The sequence below is a fragment of the Pseudomonas sp. PB103 genome (assembly GCF_009764635.1).
In the GTDB taxonomy this organism is placed as follows: domain Bacteria; phylum Pseudomonadota; class Gammaproteobacteria; order Pseudomonadales; family Pseudomonadaceae; genus Aquipseudomonas.
This window is the reverse complement of record NZ_RWIL01000026.1, coordinates 1-19,197: the sequence shown is the minus strand read 5'-3', so window position 1 is coordinate 19,197 and position 19,197 is coordinate 1. Positions and strand designations below refer to the sequence as shown.

The 19,197-nt window shown below is 58.5% G+C and carries 9 protein-coding genes; 5 read left to right on the top strand and 4 right to left on the bottom strand.

Going from position 1 to position 19,197, the window contains the following annotated elements; all coding sequences use genetic code 11:
- Window positions 1-82: 82 nt before the first annotated feature.
- Both EJA70_RS05215 and EJA70_RS05210 read right to left on the bottom strand, forming a co-directional pair.
- Window positions 83-577, bottom strand: coding sequence for a DUF934 domain-containing protein (locus EJA70_RS05215; protein WP_158830037.1), 495 nt, complete (start codon window positions 575-577; stop codon window positions 83-85).
- On the bottom strand, window positions 561-2,219 hold the full coding sequence (locus EJA70_RS05210; RefSeq protein ID WP_158830036.1) for a nitrite/sulfite reductase: 1,659 nt from the start codon (window positions 2,217-2,219) through the stop codon (window positions 561-563). The genes EJA70_RS05215 and EJA70_RS05210 overlap by 17 nt, the downstream gene beginning before the upstream one ends.
- 525 nt (window positions 2,220-2,744) lie before the next feature.
- Here EJA70_RS05210 and EJA70_RS05205 point away from each other — a divergent pair.
- Complete coding sequence (locus tag EJA70_RS05205) at window positions 2,745-3,818, top strand: ABC transporter substrate-binding protein (RefSeq protein WP_158830035.1); 1,074 nt, start codon at window positions 2,745-2,747, stop codon at window positions 3,816-3,818.
- A 6-nt stretch (window positions 3,819-3,824) separates the two neighbouring features.
- Here EJA70_RS05205 and EJA70_RS05200 read toward each other — a convergent pair whose 3' ends face one another.
- Window positions 3,825-4,043, bottom strand: coding sequence for a DUF2970 domain-containing protein (locus tag EJA70_RS05200; RefSeq protein WP_008080467.1), 219 nt, complete (start codon window positions 4,041-4,043; stop codon window positions 3,825-3,827).
- 152 nt (window positions 4,044-4,195) lie between these two features.
- On the opposite strand from EJA70_RS05200, the gene EJA70_RS05195 reads away from it, so the two are divergent.
- Window positions 4,196-10,858 carry an NEL-type E3 ubiquitin ligase domain-containing protein gene (locus tag EJA70_RS05195; protein WP_158830034.1) on the top strand — a complete coding sequence of 2,221 codons (6,663 nt, stop codon included), beginning with the start codon at window positions 4,196-4,198 and terminating at the stop codon, window positions 10,856-10,858.
- Between the two features lie 62 nt (window positions 10,859-10,920).
- Here the strand turns inward: EJA70_RS05195 and metH are convergent, their stop codons facing one another.
- Complete coding sequence (gene metH, locus EJA70_RS05190; RefSeq protein ID WP_158830033.1) at window positions 10,921-14,631, bottom strand: methionine synthase; 3,711 nt, start codon at window positions 14,629-14,631, stop codon at window positions 10,921-10,923.
- Window positions 14,632-14,787: 156 nt separating this feature from the next.
- Between metH and EJA70_RS05185 the strand changes: the two genes are divergently transcribed.
- The 3 genes from EJA70_RS05185 (at window position 14,788) to nfuA (ending at window position 18,980) form a co-directional block, all read left to right on the top strand.
- Window positions 14,788-17,106 (top strand): fatty acid cis/trans isomerase, encoded by a 2,319-nt coding sequence (locus EJA70_RS05185; protein ID WP_158830032.1) that lies wholly within the window; start codon window positions 14,788-14,790, stop codon window positions 17,104-17,106.
- 209 nt (window positions 17,107-17,315) lie between these two features.
- Window positions 17,316-18,338, top strand: a complete 1,023-nt coding sequence (locus EJA70_RS05180) for an acyltransferase (protein ID WP_158830031.1) — start codon at window positions 17,316-17,318, stop codon at window positions 18,336-18,338.
- A gap of 57 nt (window positions 18,339-18,395) precedes the next feature.
- Window positions 18,396-18,980 (top strand): Fe-S biogenesis protein NfuA, encoded by a 585-nt coding sequence (gene nfuA / locus EJA70_RS05175; RefSeq protein WP_007912592.1) that lies wholly within the window; start codon window positions 18,396-18,398, stop codon window positions 18,978-18,980.
- Window positions 18,981-19,197 lie beyond the last annotated feature (217 nt).

The window sequence follows — 19,197 nt, the reverse complement described above, 5'->3', positions numbered from 1 at the left end:
CAACAGCGTTAATTTTCAACGCAAAAAAATCTGAAACCGGATCAGCTCCGGTTTCAGATTCGGGTGTTGCGGCTAACGCGGGTTAGCGACGACGGAACAGCGGCAGCGGCTGGTCAGTGGCAGCCTGATAGGTCACCGAGAAGTCCTTGAGACCTTCAAGCGCTTCGTACGGGTCTTTATCAGGGCGCACGGCAAAGGCGTCGAAACCGCAGCGGTGCATATAGAACAGCTGGTCGCGCAGCACGTCGCCAATCGCCCGCAGTTCGCCTTTGAAACCATAACGGTCGCGCAGCAAACGGGCGTTGGAGTAATTGCGGCCATCGGTGAATGCCGGGAAGTTCAGGGCAATCACCTGGAACTCAGCCACGTCTTCACCGATTTCTTCAGCTTCTTCGTCAGCGTCCAGCCAGACACCCAGGCCACCGTCGCGAGCCTTGAGCATGCGGCTGTGTTCACGCCACAGTTGCAACGGCACGATCAGATCGTCGCAGTTGCTGATCTCGTCGATATTGAAATCCTTGGGCAGCAAGTGCCAGGTTTCGTCGACGACCTCGTTGTTCTTAATGATTCGCTGCATAGACGCGTTCCTTGAAGAGGTCGATGCCAATACGCTGATAGGTGTCAATGAAGCGCTCGTCTTCGGTACGTTGTTCAACGTACACGTCGATCAGCTTCGAAATCACGTCAGGCATGACTTCCTGGGCGAAGGACGGGCCGAGGATCTTGCCCAGGCTCGCGTCACGGCTGGCGCTGCCGCCGAGGGAGACCTGATAGAACTCTTCGCCTTTCTTGTCCACGCCGAGGATGCCGATGTGGCCGACGTGGTGGTGACCACAGGCGTTCATGCAACCGGAGATGTTCAGATCCAGCTCACCGATGTCGAACAGGTAATCGAGGTCGTCGAAACGACGCTGGATCGATTCGGCAATCGGGATCGACTTGGCGTTCGCCAGCGAGCAGAAATCACCGCCAGGGCAGCAGATGATGTCGGTCAGCAGGCCGATGTTCGGCGTGGCGAAACCGCCTTCACGCAGTTCGCCCCACAGGGTGAACAACTGGCTTTGCTCGACGTCGGCGAGAATGATGTTCTGTTCGTGAGAGGTGCGCAGTTGACCGAAGCTGTAGCGGTCGGCCAGATCGGCGACGGCGTCCAGCTGCTTGTCGGTGATGTCGCCCGGGGCAACGCCGGTCGGTTTCAGCGACAGGGTCACAGCCACATAACCCGGCTTCTTGTGCGCCAAGGTATTGCGAGTGCGCCAGCGGGCGAAACCCGGATGCTCTTTGTCGAGATCGGCCAGTTGCGCGGTCTGGTTGTCCAGCGCCTTGTAGTCCGGGTCGACGAAGTGCTTGGCCACACGCTGCAGCTCCGCTTCGGTCAGTGTGGTCTGGCCACCGCGCAGGTGCTCCATTTCCGCATCGACTTTCTGTGCGAACACTTCAGGTGTGAGTGCCTTGACGAGGATCTTGATCCGCGCCTTGTATTTGTTGTCGCGACGGCCGTAGCGGTTGTACACCCGCAAAATGGCGTCGAGGTAGCTCAACAGATCCTGCCATGGCAGGAACTCGTTGATGAACGCGCCAACCACCGGCGTACGCCCGAGGCCACCGCCGACCAGTACACGGAAGCCCAGTTCGCCAGCGGCGTTGTGCACCGGCTCAAGGCCAATGTCGTGGACTTCGATGGCGGCGCGGTCAGCGGTCGAACCGTTGACGGCGATTTTGAATTTGCGCGGCAGGTAGGCGAATTCCGGGTGGAACGTCGTCCACTGGCGGACGATCTCGCACCATGGGCGCGGGTCAATCACTTCGTCGGCGGCGACACCGGCGAATTGGTCGGTGGTGACGTTGCGCAGGCAGTTGCCGCTGGTCTGGATCGCGTGCATCTGCACGGTGGCCAGTTCAGCGAGGATGTCCGGGATGTCTTCCACCGCCGGCCAGTTGAACTGCACGTTCTGCCGCGTACTGATGTGGGCGTAGCCCTTGTCGTAGTCGCGGGCAATCTTGGCCATCATGCGCATCTGACGCGAAGTCAGTTGGCCGTAAGGCACCGCCACACGCAACATCGGCGCAAAACGCTGGATGTAGAGGCCATTTTGCAGGCGCAGGGGGCGGAATTCTTCTTCGCTCAGCTCACCTGCCAGATAGCGTCGGGTCTGATCACGGAACTGCTTGACGCGGTCCTCGATGATCCGCTGATCGTACTCGTCATATACGTACATATAAGTCCTGTTCTCAGGCTTGGGCCACTCGGAAAACGCTGCGTTTTCGCTTGCTGGAGTCCGAATTGTGCCTCTGCAATTCTGCGCGCACGGCCGCGCACTCCCTAACGGAGCCGGGGCAATATACCCGTTTGCAGTTATGCGCAAAAGTGATGTTTGAGTATATGTAAAGAACCAAATGGCCTAACGAGAATGGCTGTCAACTAATCCACATTTGTCGTGCGGACAATCATCGTCTTAACTGTGGTCGAGTCTTTCTGCAATCACCGATAAAACCGACAAGAGGCGATGCAATGAGCAATCCGACCAAGGCAAGAAAAAGCGATAGCAGTGTCGATGCGTGGGCCATTCTGTTCCTGATCATTTTGGTCGTAGGGACGGCGGTATTCTGGGTCAGTCATCAGTAAACGACCCATCCGGGCCCGCTTTCGACAGATTGTCGGACAAAAAACGGGATCAGGCATCAATAGCCAGTGGTTCGAGGGCTATAATGCGCGGCCATTTTTCCTTGGGCCCGGATGACTCATGTTCAAGTTTTTGCACCTCAGTCTGCTGCTGTTCAGCGCGGCTTTCGCTACCGCTGCGCGAGCGGAGTCGGTGCTGTTTCTCAGTCCAGGCTCGACCGAGGAAGCGTTCTGGGTCAGCTATTCGCAATTCATGCAGGCGGCTGCGCGTGACCTTGGCATCGACCTGCAGATTGTCTATTCGCAACGTCAACCTGAACGGACCCTGGCCCAGGCTCGTGTGGCTTTGCAGGGGGCGACGCGGCCCGACTACCTGATTTTCGTCAACGAACAATATGTCGCGCCACAGATCCTGCGTCTGGCGCAGGACAGCGGGGTCAAGCTGTTCATGGTCAACGCCGCATTGACGGCCGATCAAGAGGCATTGATCGGCAAACGCAGTGACCGGATCGGCAGCCTGGTACCCAATGACGAGCAGGGCGGCTACCTGATGATGAAGGAGCTGATTCGTTTGCATCGGCCCGTGGCTTGCAATGAGTCGATTGAAGTATTGGCCTTCTCCGGCCTTAAGATCACCCCGTCGGCGCAACTGCGTGAACACGGTATGCAGCGAGCCCTGGCCGAGCATCCACAGGTGCGTTTGCGGCAACTGGTCTACAGCGGCTGGACGCAGGAACGCGCCTATGAACAGGCCAAGCAACTGTTTGGCCGATATCCGAATGTTTCGCTGGTGTGGTCGGCCAATGATGAAATGGCCTTCGGGGCGATGCGCGCGTATGTCGAGACCGGCAAGGTGCCCGGCAAAGATGCCTTGTTCAGTGCGGCCAACACCTCACCGGCGGCATTGCAGGCGTTGGTCGATGGCCGCCTGAGCGCATTGGTCGGCGGGCATTTCACGCTCGGTGGCTGGGCATTGGTCGAGTTGCACGACGTCGAGCAAGGCGTGGATCTGAATCGCTACGGCGGCCGTGATCGACAGATCCCCTTGCTGCAACTGATCGACAGCGCCCACGCGCGAAAACTGCTTGCCATGGGTGAATCGCCGAACTACGGGGTGAATTTTCGCAAACTCTCGGCAAAGGATCGGCCTGCGTCCTATCGCTACCCGTTCAATCTGCAAACCCTGATGCGTTGAACGCCATCAGACACCGGCGAAATGCAGCACCAGTTTGACGATGGCAAACAGCGTCAGGGCGAACACTGCCGTGAACAAAATGCCCAGCACCACGAAATGGCTGGGCTTGCCGTGGGTAAAATCCCTTGCCCGGTTCTTGCCACTTTGCACCCCGAACGCCGCTGCCATGACGCTGTGCAGCATCTGCCAGAAGGTCGGCGGTTTATTGTCGACTGGATCGTCCATAAATCCCTCGCCATCACAGTGTGAAATTCAAGCATAGACAATTAAATGCCTGGGGGTCGCTGACAAAAGTGACGGCATATACATATGTACCGCCATCGCCAACGCCGCCGGTGATTGACTGACGCCTCATTCACAAGCCGTCAGGATTTCACATGCGAGCACTCATACCGGGCCGGGAGGAGGGCCTGTACAAGCATTTCGTCAAACAGAAACTGCACAAGCGGCTGCGTCATTTCAGCCCCGAAAACATCCGGCAACTAGATCGGGCCAGAACCCCCGGAGGTCTGCCCGAAGGGACACTGCCCGAGTGGTTCGAAATGCTGAGCGAGGTGCAACGGCAAGTCGTGCGCGACAGTCAGCAACGCAGCCGCGAGTCCAGTCAGAATCTGGCGAAAACCCTCAAAGGGCTCAAGGGTGTGGTCGAATTTGCGCAACCCTTGCTTGAAGACGCGCTGCTTGAAAAGTTTGGCATCAAGGTCGATACGGCCAACACCTGGCTTTACACCGAGCTTTACCGCAACAGGCTCATCACCGATCAAAACCTGCTGCAATTGGCGTTACGAAATTTTGCCGACGAGCAGCCCTTCGCTGAAACAGACATGATCGCGGAACAGGGGGAGAGGGCGCCCATCGTTGATGAAAACCAAGGACTTTATGGCTGGTATTACCCCAAACTCGGCCACTCCCAGTGCTACAGAATCAAGAAGCTGGCGATCAAGCCCGGCGACTTTGCGCTGTTATGCCGTGAGCTGGATATCGGCAAGCAATATCAGCAGCACTTGGCGGCAATATTTGATGCGGCCGACACCGCTGCAACGGTCAAGGCACAGACCATTGAAGCGTGGAAAGACAGCCTGAGGGCCCATGCGCACATTGCTCGCCTGAAGTCGCTGCTGAGCCCGACCGCCTATCTGGCGGTGCTCGGCGTACTTAACGAAGAGCCGGCGACGACGCTGGATGGCGAACCCGTTGTGTTCAGCCAGCTGCATGTACTGGGCTTGCCTGCCAGCGAAATGTTTGTGCTGGGGGCGAATCGACGCAAACAGAAAAAAATTGACCTGAGCTTGAGCAATCCCGGTACCAACCTGTTCAACGTGCTCGCTTACACAGACTCACGGATCATCGTCTGCATACCAGGTGATCCGGTGGCTCCGATCAAGGAATATGCGTCGCTCAAGGCTTTCGAAAAGGATTTAGCGTCGCGCCTGCGGGACGACGCCTATCAGCGCGCGTTTTTACGTCTTATCCCGCATGGCGACGCTGGCAGGTTTCTTGGCAGCGTTCAGTCAGCGTTGCAGACGCTGAAATGGAATCCAGACGCACCGCACCGGGAACCAACGCTGTTTGGGCATCTCGACGGAATTTATCAACGGGTTTATCGAGACGACCCGGTGCTGGATCTGGCGGAAAGTTTTTTTGACGAAAACTTGTTCGGCGAGTTGTACAGCCGCCACGAGGCGCGTCTTAAAGAGTCCTCCGCACAGTTGGCGGTGCCGACCGCCACGGTCGACCATGACGCCTGGTATGCGCGGTTGGCGCGCTATGCCGAATGGGGCTTGAACATATTGAACGTCGCAGCGTTCTTTATCCCGGGGCTGGGCGAAGTGATGATGGCCGTGATGGCCGTGCAGTTGACGCTGGACGTGTATCACGGCGTGGAAGCCTGGAGCGTTGGCGACCGTGATCAGGCATGGCGTTATCTCAGCGCTGTCGCAGCGAACCTGGCGTTTATGGCTGTTATCGGCGCGGCTGTCAGTAAAGCGCCGAAAATCCTCTCGGCACCGTTAGTCGACGGCATGGTCAAGGTCAAACTGCCGTTTGGTGACGAGCAACTCTGGCGGCCGGGCCTGGCGCCGTACAAAAGCTCGGTTGTGCTGCCGTCCACGCTTGAACCCAATCGTCTTGGGCAATATGAAGTAGACGGTAGAACGTTCATTCGCGTAGACGGTGAGGTGTATGAGCAAACCTTTGACGCGATCCTAGGCCGCTGGCGCCTCAAACATCCGAGCAACCCGAATGCCTATCAGCCAGCGCTGCGCTCCAATGGCCAGGGCGCCTGGCGTCACGATTTCGAACGCCCGCTGCAATGGGATCGTACGACGCTGCTCAGACGCATGGGCCACGCAACCGATGGGCTGGATACGGCAACATTGGAGAACATCGCGCGGATCAGTGGGGTCAACGACAGCGTGCTGCGCAAAATGCACGTCGATCACCAATCCATGCCCTCGGTCTTGTCCGATGCCTTGCGCCTGTTTCACGAGGGTGTTCCCGCCGAAACGGCGCTAACGCCTGAAATCAAACAGCTGCAAAGCAGCTTCCCGAGCCTGTCGAATGACGCTGCACAAGAGGTGTTGAATGCCGCCACCGCTCAGGAGCGCCGGTTTAACCGACGTAGCGGGCGGCTGCCGGTGAGTCTTCTGCTCAAGGCGCGCACTCGCGCCAGAGTCGGGCGAATGAACCGGGCGCTGGCTGGCATGCAACTGCCAGGCCTGGCGTCCTTCGACAGTCAGCGTCTGGCGTTGCAGGCGTTGGAGAAACAACCAGGCTGGCCGCGATCATTGCGTCTCGAAGTGCGCCAACACGACTGCACCGGCAAGGTGCTTGCGAGTATCGGCAGCGAGTCGGCCGAAGATGTCAAATACGTGGTCACTGACGGCGGTCAACATCACCAACCCGGGCAGTTCCAGGCCTTCGACAGCCAAGGCAATGCGTTAAACAGTGTGCCTCGCCAGGGCAACAACTTTTATCAATCGTTGATGCACGCCTTACCGGACAATGCGCGCATCAAACTCGGTCTGCCAGATGTCTGGCGGAGCGCAGAGTTGCAGAAAACGCTGAGCCAATATGCTCTGGCGCATCGAGCGGACATGCTCGAAACCTTATTCCCGAATGTTTCCAGCCGACGGTTCAGGTCGCCGTCACGTCTGGCGGACAATCGTACTGGCTACCTCTTGAGCGGCCGTGGTGCGGACGCGATGGTCAACCCGTCGTTGACCTCAAGGGTACGCGACCTCTATCCGGACTTTTCGGATGACTCGGCGCAGATGATGATCGATCACCTGTTGCTGGGTGGAAGTACCGAGACGCAAATTGCGCATTTGCTCAACCTGCGCGCCATGGAGTACGAGACGCTCGCCATAGAACTTGATCAGTGGAGCGCCCAGGGTGGCGTGTCGTTGGCCCGTCAACAAACGGCGCAAATGGTCAAGGACGCCTGGCGGCTGCGGGGGCTGGTCGACGTCCCTGCCGGGATTCATCTGGAATGGGGTAACGCCGGTTTGTTGCCGGAGCTGACAGCGCATTTCCCTCACGTCAGCAGTCTGCAGTTGAGTGTCGAAAGTTTACTCAGTCAGAGCAGCGAATCGTTGATGCGGCAGTTTCCTAACGTCCGTTCACTTGAGCTTTACGTCTGGAATCCCCTCCAGTCAGCACGGCTGGCCGAGAAACTCAAAACGCTCCCCGGCATTCGTGAATTGCTGCTGGGTGGCAATCTCGGCAACGAGTTCAGTGTGGCGGCGCAGTCGCTGGTCAATGTCACTCCGCAATTGGAGAGCCTGACGCTGCGCGGAATATCCAGCGAGCTGGATGTCAGCCAATTGCCCCGGCTGCGGGCATTGAATGTGGCGGGTACTCTCGAACATTGGCCCAAAGGTATTCTGGAATTGCCTTGGCTTGAGCAAGTAAACCTTCGACAAGCCAACATAAAGGCGTTGCCTGCCGAGTTGTTTGCAGGTCACGAAAAACTGTGGCGAGGGCTGGATCTCAACTGGGCGCGGCTCGACGTTGAACAATTCGTCAACGCTTATGAATACGTCCGAGACAATCCTGCGCATGTGCTGGACAGCGAGCAGATACTCGAACGCTACAGTCGGGATTCATTACAGATAGCGATGGATTGCGGCAGCGATCTTTCCTCCACCGCGTTCAGGCAACTGAAGGCGCGAGGCCTGTCAGGCCGAGCACTGCTCGAGCACATTAATGCGGTGCGCCGGGATATGCAGATATTGTCCGGGCAACTGACCGAATGGCAGGAACGCTCGCCCATCGTCAACGGCCGTGCTGTTGATCAGAACGCTCGGCGCAACACGGCCCGACTGATTCGTGAATCCTGGCAAGAGGGGTTGCGCGAACGCTTCGGCATAAGTGAGGAAGTGCCTGTCAGTGCTGAACCTCAACCGGGATCTTCAAGCTCGCACGCCTTGCCGGTTGTTGCGGCCGATAATGTATCCCTGCTGGACTTGTCGGGGGCGCCACTCGGTGACTTACCTGATTTATCCGCGTTGACCGCCACGGATTTTTCCCATGTGCTGACACTCAGGTTGTCAGAAGTGGTGGCTCCGGTTGATGCCTTGAATCAATTTCTGCCGCACTTCAGCGAGGTTCGCACGCTGGATCTGAGCCGCAATCAGCTGTTCGATTTGCCCTCGACACTCAAGCAACTGACAAAACTCAAAGACCTGGGGCTGCAGCACAATTATCTGACCATCACGCCCTCGCTGCAGGGGCGTTTGAACGGATTGTCAGGGCTGGAAACCCTCGATTTGCGCTACAACCGTCTCGAGTCGCTGAACGTTACGACTTTGCGCGCGCTGAAGCGCTTGCGCCTGGGCCACACCGCGCTTGCCGCTTGGCCCGAGGGCGTGCTGGAGTTGCCTGCGCTGACCCGGCTGGAGCTGAACAACAGCGCAGTCGTGAATGTACCCGAGACCGTGTTCAGCGGGCACGACCAGCTCCAGGTCGATCTGGGAGGATGTCGACTGACGACCAAGGCCCGACACGATCTGCTGGCCAACAGTCATGAATTTGCGCCAATGGGCATTTCCAGAACTGACTTGCGTGAGGGTTTCACCCTGGGCGGCCCCGCGTATTTTCCGCCATTGGTCAGCCAGTTTCCGGAGCTGTTGTTGCCGCTGAGAGTGGAGTCTGCAGAGCAGTTGGCGAGAATGACGGCCAAGGCACGCCTGCAAAGGCTTGACCCGGATCTGCGCGACTCCGAGGCGTTGCAGGCGGTTGATGATCTGACACTGAGTCACGGAGCTGGAGCGTTGTTCGCCCGGATGGATGATTGGGACCAGCAGTTTCAGGCGTTGACCGAATCCCTGAATCAATGGATCACTCAGCCGCCGTTTCAGTTGAGGGAAATGAGTCTGCCGCTCTGGGTCAGCGCTGTGGAGCGGCGCAAAGCCGCCGATCAGATACTGGCGTGCTGGCGTCAGAATCTGCGGGGAGTACCTGCGGCGGAACGTGGTAGCGCCGTTTTCACCCTTGATCTGTCCGAGAATCCCTTAGGCGATTTGCCGACGCTGGCAGGGGATTTCTCTCATGTCGGCACATTGAAACTGAACAAGGTTTTTATTAGCGAGCATGGCCTGGACGGTTTTCTCGGGGCATTCCAAGGCATCCATACACTGGAGCTGAACGGCAATCTTCTGGCGAACCTGCCCGCGCCTGTTTTTGCGATCCATGATCTCAAGCGCCTGTCGGCGTCGGGAAACCAATTGAGATCGACGCCGCAACTGACAACGCAACTTGCGACGTTGACTCAGTTGCAGTCGCTGAACCTGTCGCACAACTGGCTGGAATCGCTGGACGTCAGTCCACTCGCCCAGCTTGAGGTACTCAATCTGCAAACCAATCGACTGGTAGCGTGGCCCGAAGGAGTGCTCGAACTGCCTTCGCTCACAACGCTCAATCTGCGAGACAACATGCTCGAAGCCGTGCCCCCGGCCTTGATGAGTGAGCGCTACAGCCGATTGCGTGAAGGCGTGGATTTGTCGAGCAATGACAGTCTGAACGGGCAGAGCCTGATAATGCTGCGCAACGAGATTAATCCCGGTGAGACAATCATGGGCTGGTCTGCCGAGGAACTCGACGAGGTGTTGGACAGTGAGGACACTGAAAGCATTTTCGGCAGTGATACCTCGCCGCTCAGTGATGAAGAGGTGGATGTCGACCATGTCACCGGTGACGAGGCCCGCCGCCGCTGGATCGATCCAGCGTCAAATGACGCCCAAGAGCTGACGCGAATCTGGGGCGATTTTAAGCAGCAGCCTGACAGTGCGGCGTTCTTCAATCTGCTCGACCGTATGGAGGGCACCAAGGACTTTGCGCTTGGGCGCACTGACCTCACTCGTCGTGTACATCGGGTGTTGAAAGCCGCCGAAAGCGATGAAAACTTGAGGCGCACGGTTTTTGCGATGGCGCAATCGGCGCAGACCTGTGGTGACGGGCGCATCCTGTTATTCAGCGACATTGAGGTGAAGGTCTTCGAGTTCGAAACCGTGAAATCCACGCCCCTGAATCAGCAGGACAGTGTGCTGTTCAAACTGGGCAGAAAGCTGTTTCGTCTCGGTCGAATTGAAAAAATCGCCAATCGCGACGTGTTGCAACGCCAGGCGCTAGGCGGCAGACCGGATCCGGCGGAAGTCCGGCTGGCTTATCGGATTGGTCTGGGCGACAGGCTGGAATTGCCGGGGCAGCCAAAAGACATGCTCTACAGTGGCAACGTCAGCGCCGCCACTCTGGATGCCGCTTACGCCGAAGTGATGGCGGCCGAGCAGTCTGCTGACTTCATGGAGGATCTGGTCACGCGCGATTACTGGATCGCCCAATTGAAGCGCAAATACCCAAGGCGATTCGCCGACTTAAAGGACAAACAGGCGCAAATTCAGGGCGAGCTGGAAGATCGTTATACAGAGATAACCGAGGCGTACCTGGCGGAAGTCGGGGCGCTGGAGGTAGAGTTCAAAACCCAGGAAACCGGTTTGTTGCTGGAGCTGACGAACACTGAACGGCAACAGTTCAGCGTGTAAGAGAGGGGCATGAAACCTCGGTAGCCAGACGGTCTACCGAGGTTTTTTTCAAGCTGCGTTGATCAGTTGTCGTAGCCCAGATTCGGCGCCAGCCAACGCTCGGTCACGCTCAGCTCCTGACCTTTGCGCGAGGTGTAACTGGCGATCTGATCCTTATCGACTTTGCCCACTGCAAAGTACTGCGCCTGTGGATGCGCGAAGTACCAGCCACTGACCGCTGCCGCCGGGAACATTGCATAGTGCTCGGTGAGGAACACACCGCTGCGACCGGCACGCATTTCTTCGGCTTCCGGGTCGAGCAAGGCAAACAGCGCGGCCTTCTCAGTGTGATCCGGGCAGGCCGGATAACCCGGGGCAGGGCGGATACCGCTGTATTGCTCTTTGATCAGCGCTTCGTTGTCGAGGGTTTCGTCCTTGGCGTAACCCCAGTGCTCTTTACGCACTTGCTGGTGCAGCCATTCGGCGCAGGCTTCGGCCAAACGGTCGGCCAGCGCTTTGACCATGATCGAGTTGTAGTCGTCGCCAGCGTCCTGATAGGCCTTGGCCACTTCTTCGGCACCGATGCCGGCGGTGGTGATGAAACCACCGACATAGTCAGTCACTTCGCTATCTTTCGGTGCAACGAAGTCGGCCAGCGAGAAGTTTGGTTTGCCGTCGGTTTTGATGATCTGCTGACGCAGGTGATGCAGCTTGGCCAATGGCTGGCCGTCATCGCCGTACAGTTCGATGTCGTCGTCATGCACCTGATTGGCCGGCCAGAAACCGAACACCGCGCGGGCGCTGATCAACTTCTCGTCGATCAGCTTGGCGAGCATTTCCTGTGCATCCTTGTACAGCGAGGTGGCGGCTTCACCGACTACTTCGTCTTCGAGGATGCGCGGGAATTTGCCGGCCAGGTCCCAGGAGATGAAGAACGGCGTCCAGTCGATGTATTCAGCGAGGACTTTCAGGTCAATGTTGTCCAGCACCTTGCTGCCGGTGAAGGTTGGTTTGACTGGCTGATAAGTCGCCCAGTCAAACTGTGGCTTCTTGGCGACGGCCGCTGCGTAGCTCAAGCGTTCAGTACGAGCACTGCGGTTGGCGGTGCGCTCACGGACATCGACGTATTCCAGACGGGTTTTCTCGACGAAACCGGCCTTCAATTCTTTCGACAGCAACTGCGTCGCCACACCCACCGCGCGGGAAGCGTCGGTCACGTAAACCACGGCATCGTTGCTGTACTTCGGCTCGATCTTCACCGCGGTGTGCGCTTTGGAGGTGGTCGCGCCACCGATCATCAGCGGCAGGTGGAAGTCCTGACGCTGCATCTCACGCGCGACGTGGACCATTTCATCCAGCGACGGTGTGATCAGACCGGAGAGGCCGATGATGTCGCACTTCTGCTCTTTGGCCACCTGCAGAATCTTCTCGGCCGGCACCATCACGCCGAGGTCGACGATGTCGTAGCCGTTGCAACCGAGCACCACGCCAACAATGTTCTTGCCGATGTCGTGCACGTCGCCCTTCACGGTGGCCATGAGGATCTTGCCCTTGGCTTCCGGTTTGTCGCCTTTTTCCAGTTCGATGAACGGGATCAAGTGCGCTACGGCCTGCTTCATCACACGGGCGGATTTCACCACTTGCGGGAGGAACATTTTGCCGGCGCCGAACAGGTCGCCGACGATGTTCATGCCGGACATCAGCGGGCCTTCGATCACTTCGATCGGGCGGGCGAACGACTGGCGCGACTCTTCGGTGTCTTCAACGATGTGCGTGGTGATGCCTTTGACCAGCGCATGCTCCAGACGCTTGTTGACCTCCCAGCTACGCCACTCTTCGGTCTCGGCTTCCTTGACGCTGCCGTCGCCCTTGTATTTGTCGGCGATGGCGAGGAGGGCGTCAGTGCCGTTTGGCGTGCGGTTGAGCACAACGTCTTCAACGGCGTCGCGCAACTCTTGCGGGATCTGGTCGTAGATCTCCAGCTGACCGGCGTTGACGATGCCCATGGTCAGGCCCGCGCGTATCGCATACAGCAGGAACACCGAGTGGATCGCCTCGCGCACCGGGTTGTTGCCCCGGAACGAGAACGACACGTTGGACACGCCGCCCGAGGTCAGCGCGTACGGCAGCTCGTCGCGGATGTAGGCACAAGCATTGATGAAGTCCACAGCGTAGTTGTTGTGTTCTTCGATACCGGTGGCGACGGCAAAGATGTTCGGGTCGAAGATGATGTCTTCCGGCGGGAAGCCGACTTCGTTGACCAGAATGTCGTAAGAGCGTTTGCAGATCTCTTTCTTGCGCGCTTCGGTGTCGGCCTGGCCGGCTTCGTCGAACGCCATCACCACAACGGCGGCGCCGTAGCGCTTGCACAGTTTGGCGTGGTGGATGAACTGCTCGACGCCTTCTTTCATGCTGATCGAGTTGACGATGCCCTTGCCCTGAATGCACTTCAGGCCCGCTTCGATGACTTCCCATTTCGACGAGTCGATCATGATCGGCACGCGCGAGATGTCCGGTTCGCCGGCGATCAGATTGAGGAAGGTCACCATGGCCTTCTTCGAATCGAGCATCCCTTCGTCCATGTTGATGTCGATCACCTGCGCGCCGGCCTCGACCTGTTGCAGGGCGACTTCCAGCGCTTCGGTGTAGTTGTCTTCACGGATCAGCCGGGCGAATTTCGCCGAGCCAGTGATGTTGGTGCGCTCGCCGACGTTGACGAACAGCGAGCTGCGATCGATGGTGAACGGCTCCAGACCCGAGAGGCGGCAAGCCTTGGGGATGTCCGGAATCTGCCGCGGCGCGTAACCGGCGACGGCTTTGGCGATGGCTTCGATGTGCCCCGGCGTGGTGCCGCAGCAACCGCCGACAATATTGAGGAAGCCGCTCTGGGCGAATTCTTCGATGACCTTGGCGGTTTCCGACGGCAGTTCGTCGTACTCGCCGAATTCGTTCGGCAGGCCGGCGTTCGGATGCGCGGACACGTGGGTGCTGGCCTTGTTCGACAGCTCTTCCAGGTACGGACGCAATTCACTGGCGCCGAGTGCGCAGTTGAGGCCGACGGAAATCGGCTTGGCGTGCGCTACCGAGTTCCAGAACGCTTCGGTGGTCTGGCCCGACAGGGTGCGGCCAGACGCATCGGTGATGGTGCCGGAGATCATGATCGGCAGTTCGATGTGCAGCTCTTCGAACACGCCTTGCACGGCGAAGATCGCCGCTTTGGCGTTGAGGGTGTCGAAGATGGTTTCGATCAGGATCAGGTCGGCGCCGCCCTCGATCAGACCTTTGGTGGCTTCGGTGTAGTTCTCCACCAGCTCATCAAATGTGACGTTGCGATAGCCCGGGTTGTTGACGTCTGGCGACAGCGAGCAGGTGCGGCTGGTCGGGCCGAGCACGCCGGCAACAAAACGTGGCTTGTCCGGGTTCTCGGCGGTCTTGGCATCGGCGACCTTGCGCGCCAGGCGCGCGCCTTCTACGTTTAATTCGTAGGCCAGTTCTTCCATGCCGTAGTCGGCCATGGAAATGCGCGTGGCGTTGAAGGTGTTGGTTTCGAGGATGTCGGCGCCGGCATCCAGATAGGCTTTCTCGATGCCGCCGATCACGTCGGGACGGGTGATGACCAACAGGTCGTTGTTGCCCTTGACGTCACTCGGCCAGTCAGCGAAGCGTTTGCCGCGATAATCCTGCTCTTCGAGCTTGTAGCTCTGGATCATCGTGCCCATACCGCCGTCGAGTATCAGGATGCGCTCTTTGAGAGCCTGCTTGAGAGCTTGAAGACGGACGCTGCGATCGGACATTTGGACTACTCGGAAAGACCATTACGAAGGAGCGGGATCATAACAAACCTGTGCGGTTTTGGAGCATGCGGCGCTTTTGCATGAATATCGCTCATGTTGGTGCGGGCGTCATAATGTAGAATCGCGGCGTTTTTTTATAAAATCGGGATCAGCAGCATGTCTTACCGCGTCATGGGTTTTGTGTTGCTGTTTCTCTGCTGGGGCGCCATGGCGCAAGAGCCAGCGGCTGCACCGGCCATTTCTCCTTCGATTTCCCCTTCTATTTCCTACACCCGCGATATCCAGCCGATCTTCACCGAGAAATGCGTGGCCTGTCATGCGTGCTACGACTCCGCCTGCCAGCTCAATCTCGGCAGTGGCGAGGGCGCAGCCCGTGGTGCGAGCAAAATGCCGGTGTATGACGGCGAGCGCACTGTCGCGGCGCCGACCACTCGCTTGTTTTACGACGCCTTCGGCAAGCGCGCCTGGCAGCAAAAGGACTTCTATTCGGTACTCGACGCCCAAGGCAGCCAAGCAGCGTTGATGGCGCGGATGCTGGAATTGGGGCACACGACGCCGCTGACGCCTAACGCGAAACTTCCCGAAGACATCGTCTTGGGTCTGAATCGGGCAAACCAGTGCGCTATGCCCGCCGAATTCGAAGGTTACGCCGGGGCGCACCCGAAAGAGGGCATGCCGCTGGCAGTCACTGGCCTGACCGATCAGCAATACCAGACCTTGCAACGCTGGCTCGCCTCCGGTGCACCGATCGACGAACAAGGCCTGGCGCCGAGCGCTAAAGAATCCCTGCAAATCGTCCAGTGGGAAAATCTGCTCAACAGCCCCGGTGCCCGCGAAAGCCTGGTCGGCCGTTGGTTGTACGAGCATCTGTTCCTCGCGCACCTTTATTTCAAGGACGGCGAGCCTGGGCATTTCTTCCAGTGGGTGCGTTCGCGCACACCGACTGGCCAGCCGATCGACCTGATCGCCACCCGTCGCCCGAACGACGATCCCGGCACGCAGGTGTATTACCGCTTGTGGCCGGTGCAAGGGGTGATCGTGCACAAGACCCACATCACCTATCCGCTGAGCGCGGCGAAGATGGCGCGGGTCAAGAGTCTGTTCTACAGCGGCAACTGGCAGGTCAATGCCTTGCCGGGCTACGGCCCGCAGAGCCGCGCCAACCCGTTCGCCACGTTTGAGGCGATTCCGGCGCAGGCGCGTTACCAGTTCATGCTCGATAACGCCGAATACTTTGTCCGCACGTTTATTCGCGGGCCGGTGTGCCGCGGGCAGATCGCCACCGACGTGATCCGCGACAACTTCTGGGCGCTGTTCCAGGCGCCGGAACACGACCTGTACATCACCGACCCGAACTATCGCGGCCAGGCCACGCCATTGCTGGCGATGCCGGGGCAGAACGACGATGTCGGCAGCGTCCTGAGCCTGTGGCACAACTATCGCGACAAACGTAATGAATACGAGGCGTTGCGTCGCGACAGTTATGCCGAAGTCCCTGCGCCGAGTTGGTCGACGCTGTGGGCCGGCAACGACAACGCGCTGCTGAGCATTTTCCGCCACTTCGACAGTGCTTCGGTGACCAAGGGCTTGATCGGCGAAGTGCCGCAGACGATGTGGTTGTTCGACTATCCGCTGCTTGAACGCACGTATTACCAGTTGGCGGTCAATTTCGACGTGTTCGGCAACGTCTCCCACCAGGCGCAGACTCGCCTGTATTTCGACCTGATTCGCAACGGCGCCGAGCAGAATTTTTTGCGCCTGATGCCGGCCGATTCGCGCGAGGACTATCTGGACGATTGGTACCAGAACAGCGGCCAGTTCAAGATGTGGCTCGATTACGAAGCCATCGATGACGACAAGCCAACCGCGCTGAAACTCAACGAGAAAGACCCGAAATACGACTTCGCCATGCAGTTGCTGGCGCGTTACGGCGACTTGAATGCGCGCCCCGACCCGATCAATCGCTGCGACGGCGCTTATTGCTCGCGGCCGAACATTGAGCCAGCGCTGCAAAATGCCGAACAGGCGTTGAGCCGCCTGACCTCACGCCCGGCCGCCGGTTTGAAGGTGATTGATCAGTTGCCGGAAGCAACGATGCTGCGCGTTGAAACCGCCAGCGGCAAACGCGAGGTGTACAGCCTGTTGCGCAACCGCGCGCACAGCAACGTGGCGTTTTTGCTCGGTGAGTCGCTGCGCTATCAGCCCGGATTGGACACGCTGACTGTTTATCCGGGCGTGCTTAGCAGCTACCCGAATTTCATCTTCAACGTTCCGGCGCAGCAGGTGCCGGACTTCGTCGACGCGATGGAGAATGCCAAGGACGCCAACCGGTTCGAGAAAATCGTCGAACGTTGGGGCATCCGCCGCAGTCACCCGCAGTTCTGGTTCTATTTCCACGACCTGAGCCAGTACCTGCACGAAACCGACCCGGTGGAAGAGGGCGTGCTGGACATGAACCGCTACGAGAATCTTTGATCTTTTGCGGCCGACCCGCTGTCCCACCCATAAGCAACACCGCAAAACCCCTGTAGGAGCTGTCGAGTGCAACGAGGCTGCGATCTTTTGACCTTGAAAATCAAAAGATCGCAGCGTGCCGCAGCTCCTACATGAATTCAGCGCCATATCGAAGTATTCGGATGACGTTGGGGCGGTGCTGGATTTGAGGGTGTGGACGGGAGCGGGCGATGTTGATTTCAGTGCAGGCCCTGCGTGCGTTTGCCGCGTGGACGGTGGTCTGCCATCACTTCATGCAGATTTTTTTCAATTTCGAAGCACGCGGGCCGATCGGCCAGTTGTTCATCGACAAAGGCGCGGTGGGCGTTGATATCTTCTTCGTCATCAGCGGTCTGGTGATTTTCCTCTCCACCGAGAACAAACCGCTGCCGCCCGCGCGCTTTCTGCTGTACCGGTTGTTCCGTATCGTCCCGGCGTATTGGCTGTACACCGTGCTGATGGCGTTACTGGTGGTGTTTGCCCAGCCGCTATTGCCCGATCAAACGGTGGACTGGAACCATCTGCTGCTGTCGTTGCTGTTCATCCCGACTGAAAACCCCGGCGGCTACGGCATTTACCCGACGCTGAATGTCGGCTGGACGCTGAATTACGAAATGCTCTTCTACGTGTTGTTTGCCTGGGCGCTGCTGTTCCGCTTGCAGGTGCGCCTGCTGGTGGTCGCGGCGCTGTTGTTTGCGGTGAGTCAGGCCTGGACAGGGTTTGGCTGGATCAGCGAATTTTATCGTTCGGACATCGTCTACGAGTTTTTGCTGGGGATCGGCATCGGCATGCTCCATCGTCGGGGCTGGATTGGCGCCGGTCTATGGCTGCCGCTGGCCGGGATCGTCGCCGCATTGTTGGCGATTTATCACCTGGCGCCGGCGCCTCGCCTGCTCAATTGGGGCGTGCCGAGTGCGGTGCTGGTGATGTCGTGCATGGCGCTGGAGCGTTATGTCGAGCGCAGTCGGCTGCTGAAACTGCTCGGCGACTGCTCGTATTCGGTGTATTTGATGCACGTGCTGGTGCTGTCGGCGGGCGGTTTTATCGCGCGGCGCTATGGGATCAACCCGTATCTTATGTTTGTCGTCTGTGTGCTGGCGATTGGCGCCGGCTCGTGGTTGAGCTACGAATGGGTGGAAAAACGCAGCTATCGTTGGCTCAAGGCACGCATCGACGGCGAGTCGGACGAGAATCTTTCCCGACAAAAATACTAGGACTTTGTCCGGCGCAGCGATTGGCGTAAACTGCGCCCAAGCCTGCGAGGAGTTTCCATGACCGCTATTACCATTACCGACGCCGCCCACGATTACCTGGCCGATCTGCTCTCCAAGCAGAACACCCCGGGCATCGGCATCCGCGTCTTCATCACCCAGCCTGGCACCCAGTACGCCGAAACCTGCATTGCCTACTGCAAGCCGGGCGAAGAAAAACCTGAAGACACCGCGCTGGGGCTGAAAAGCTTCACCGCGTACATCGATCACTTCAGCGAAGCGTTTCTTGACGACGCCGTTGTCGACTATGCCACCGACCGTATGGGCGGCCAACTGACCATCAAGGCGCCTAATGCCAAAGTACCGATGGTCAACGCTGACAGCCCGGTCAACGAGCGCATCAACTATTACCTGCAAACCGAAATCAACCCGGGGCTGGCCAGCCACGGCGGTCAGGTCAGCCTGATCGATGTGGTTGAAGACGGCATCGCCGTTCTGCAATTCGGCGGCGGCTGCCAAGGCTGCGGCCAGGCGGACGTGACCCTGAAGGAAGGCATCGAGCGCACTTTGCTTGAGCGCATTCCAGAGCTGAAGGGCGTTCGTGACGTGACCGACCACACGCAGAAAGAAAACGCCTACTACTGAGTAAGGTGTCCGCTGCGGAGAAGAAAAACGGCGCTGTGGCGAGGGGATTTATCCCCGATGAACTGCGCAGCAGTTCCAATTCAGGCAATGCATTTTCCCGTGATGAATGCATTGTCTGAAGCCACAGAATCAAAAGATCGCAGCCTTCGGCAGCTCCTACATTGGAATGTGTTTTCCTGTAGGAGCTGCCGAAGGCTGCGATCTTTTGCTTTCAGGG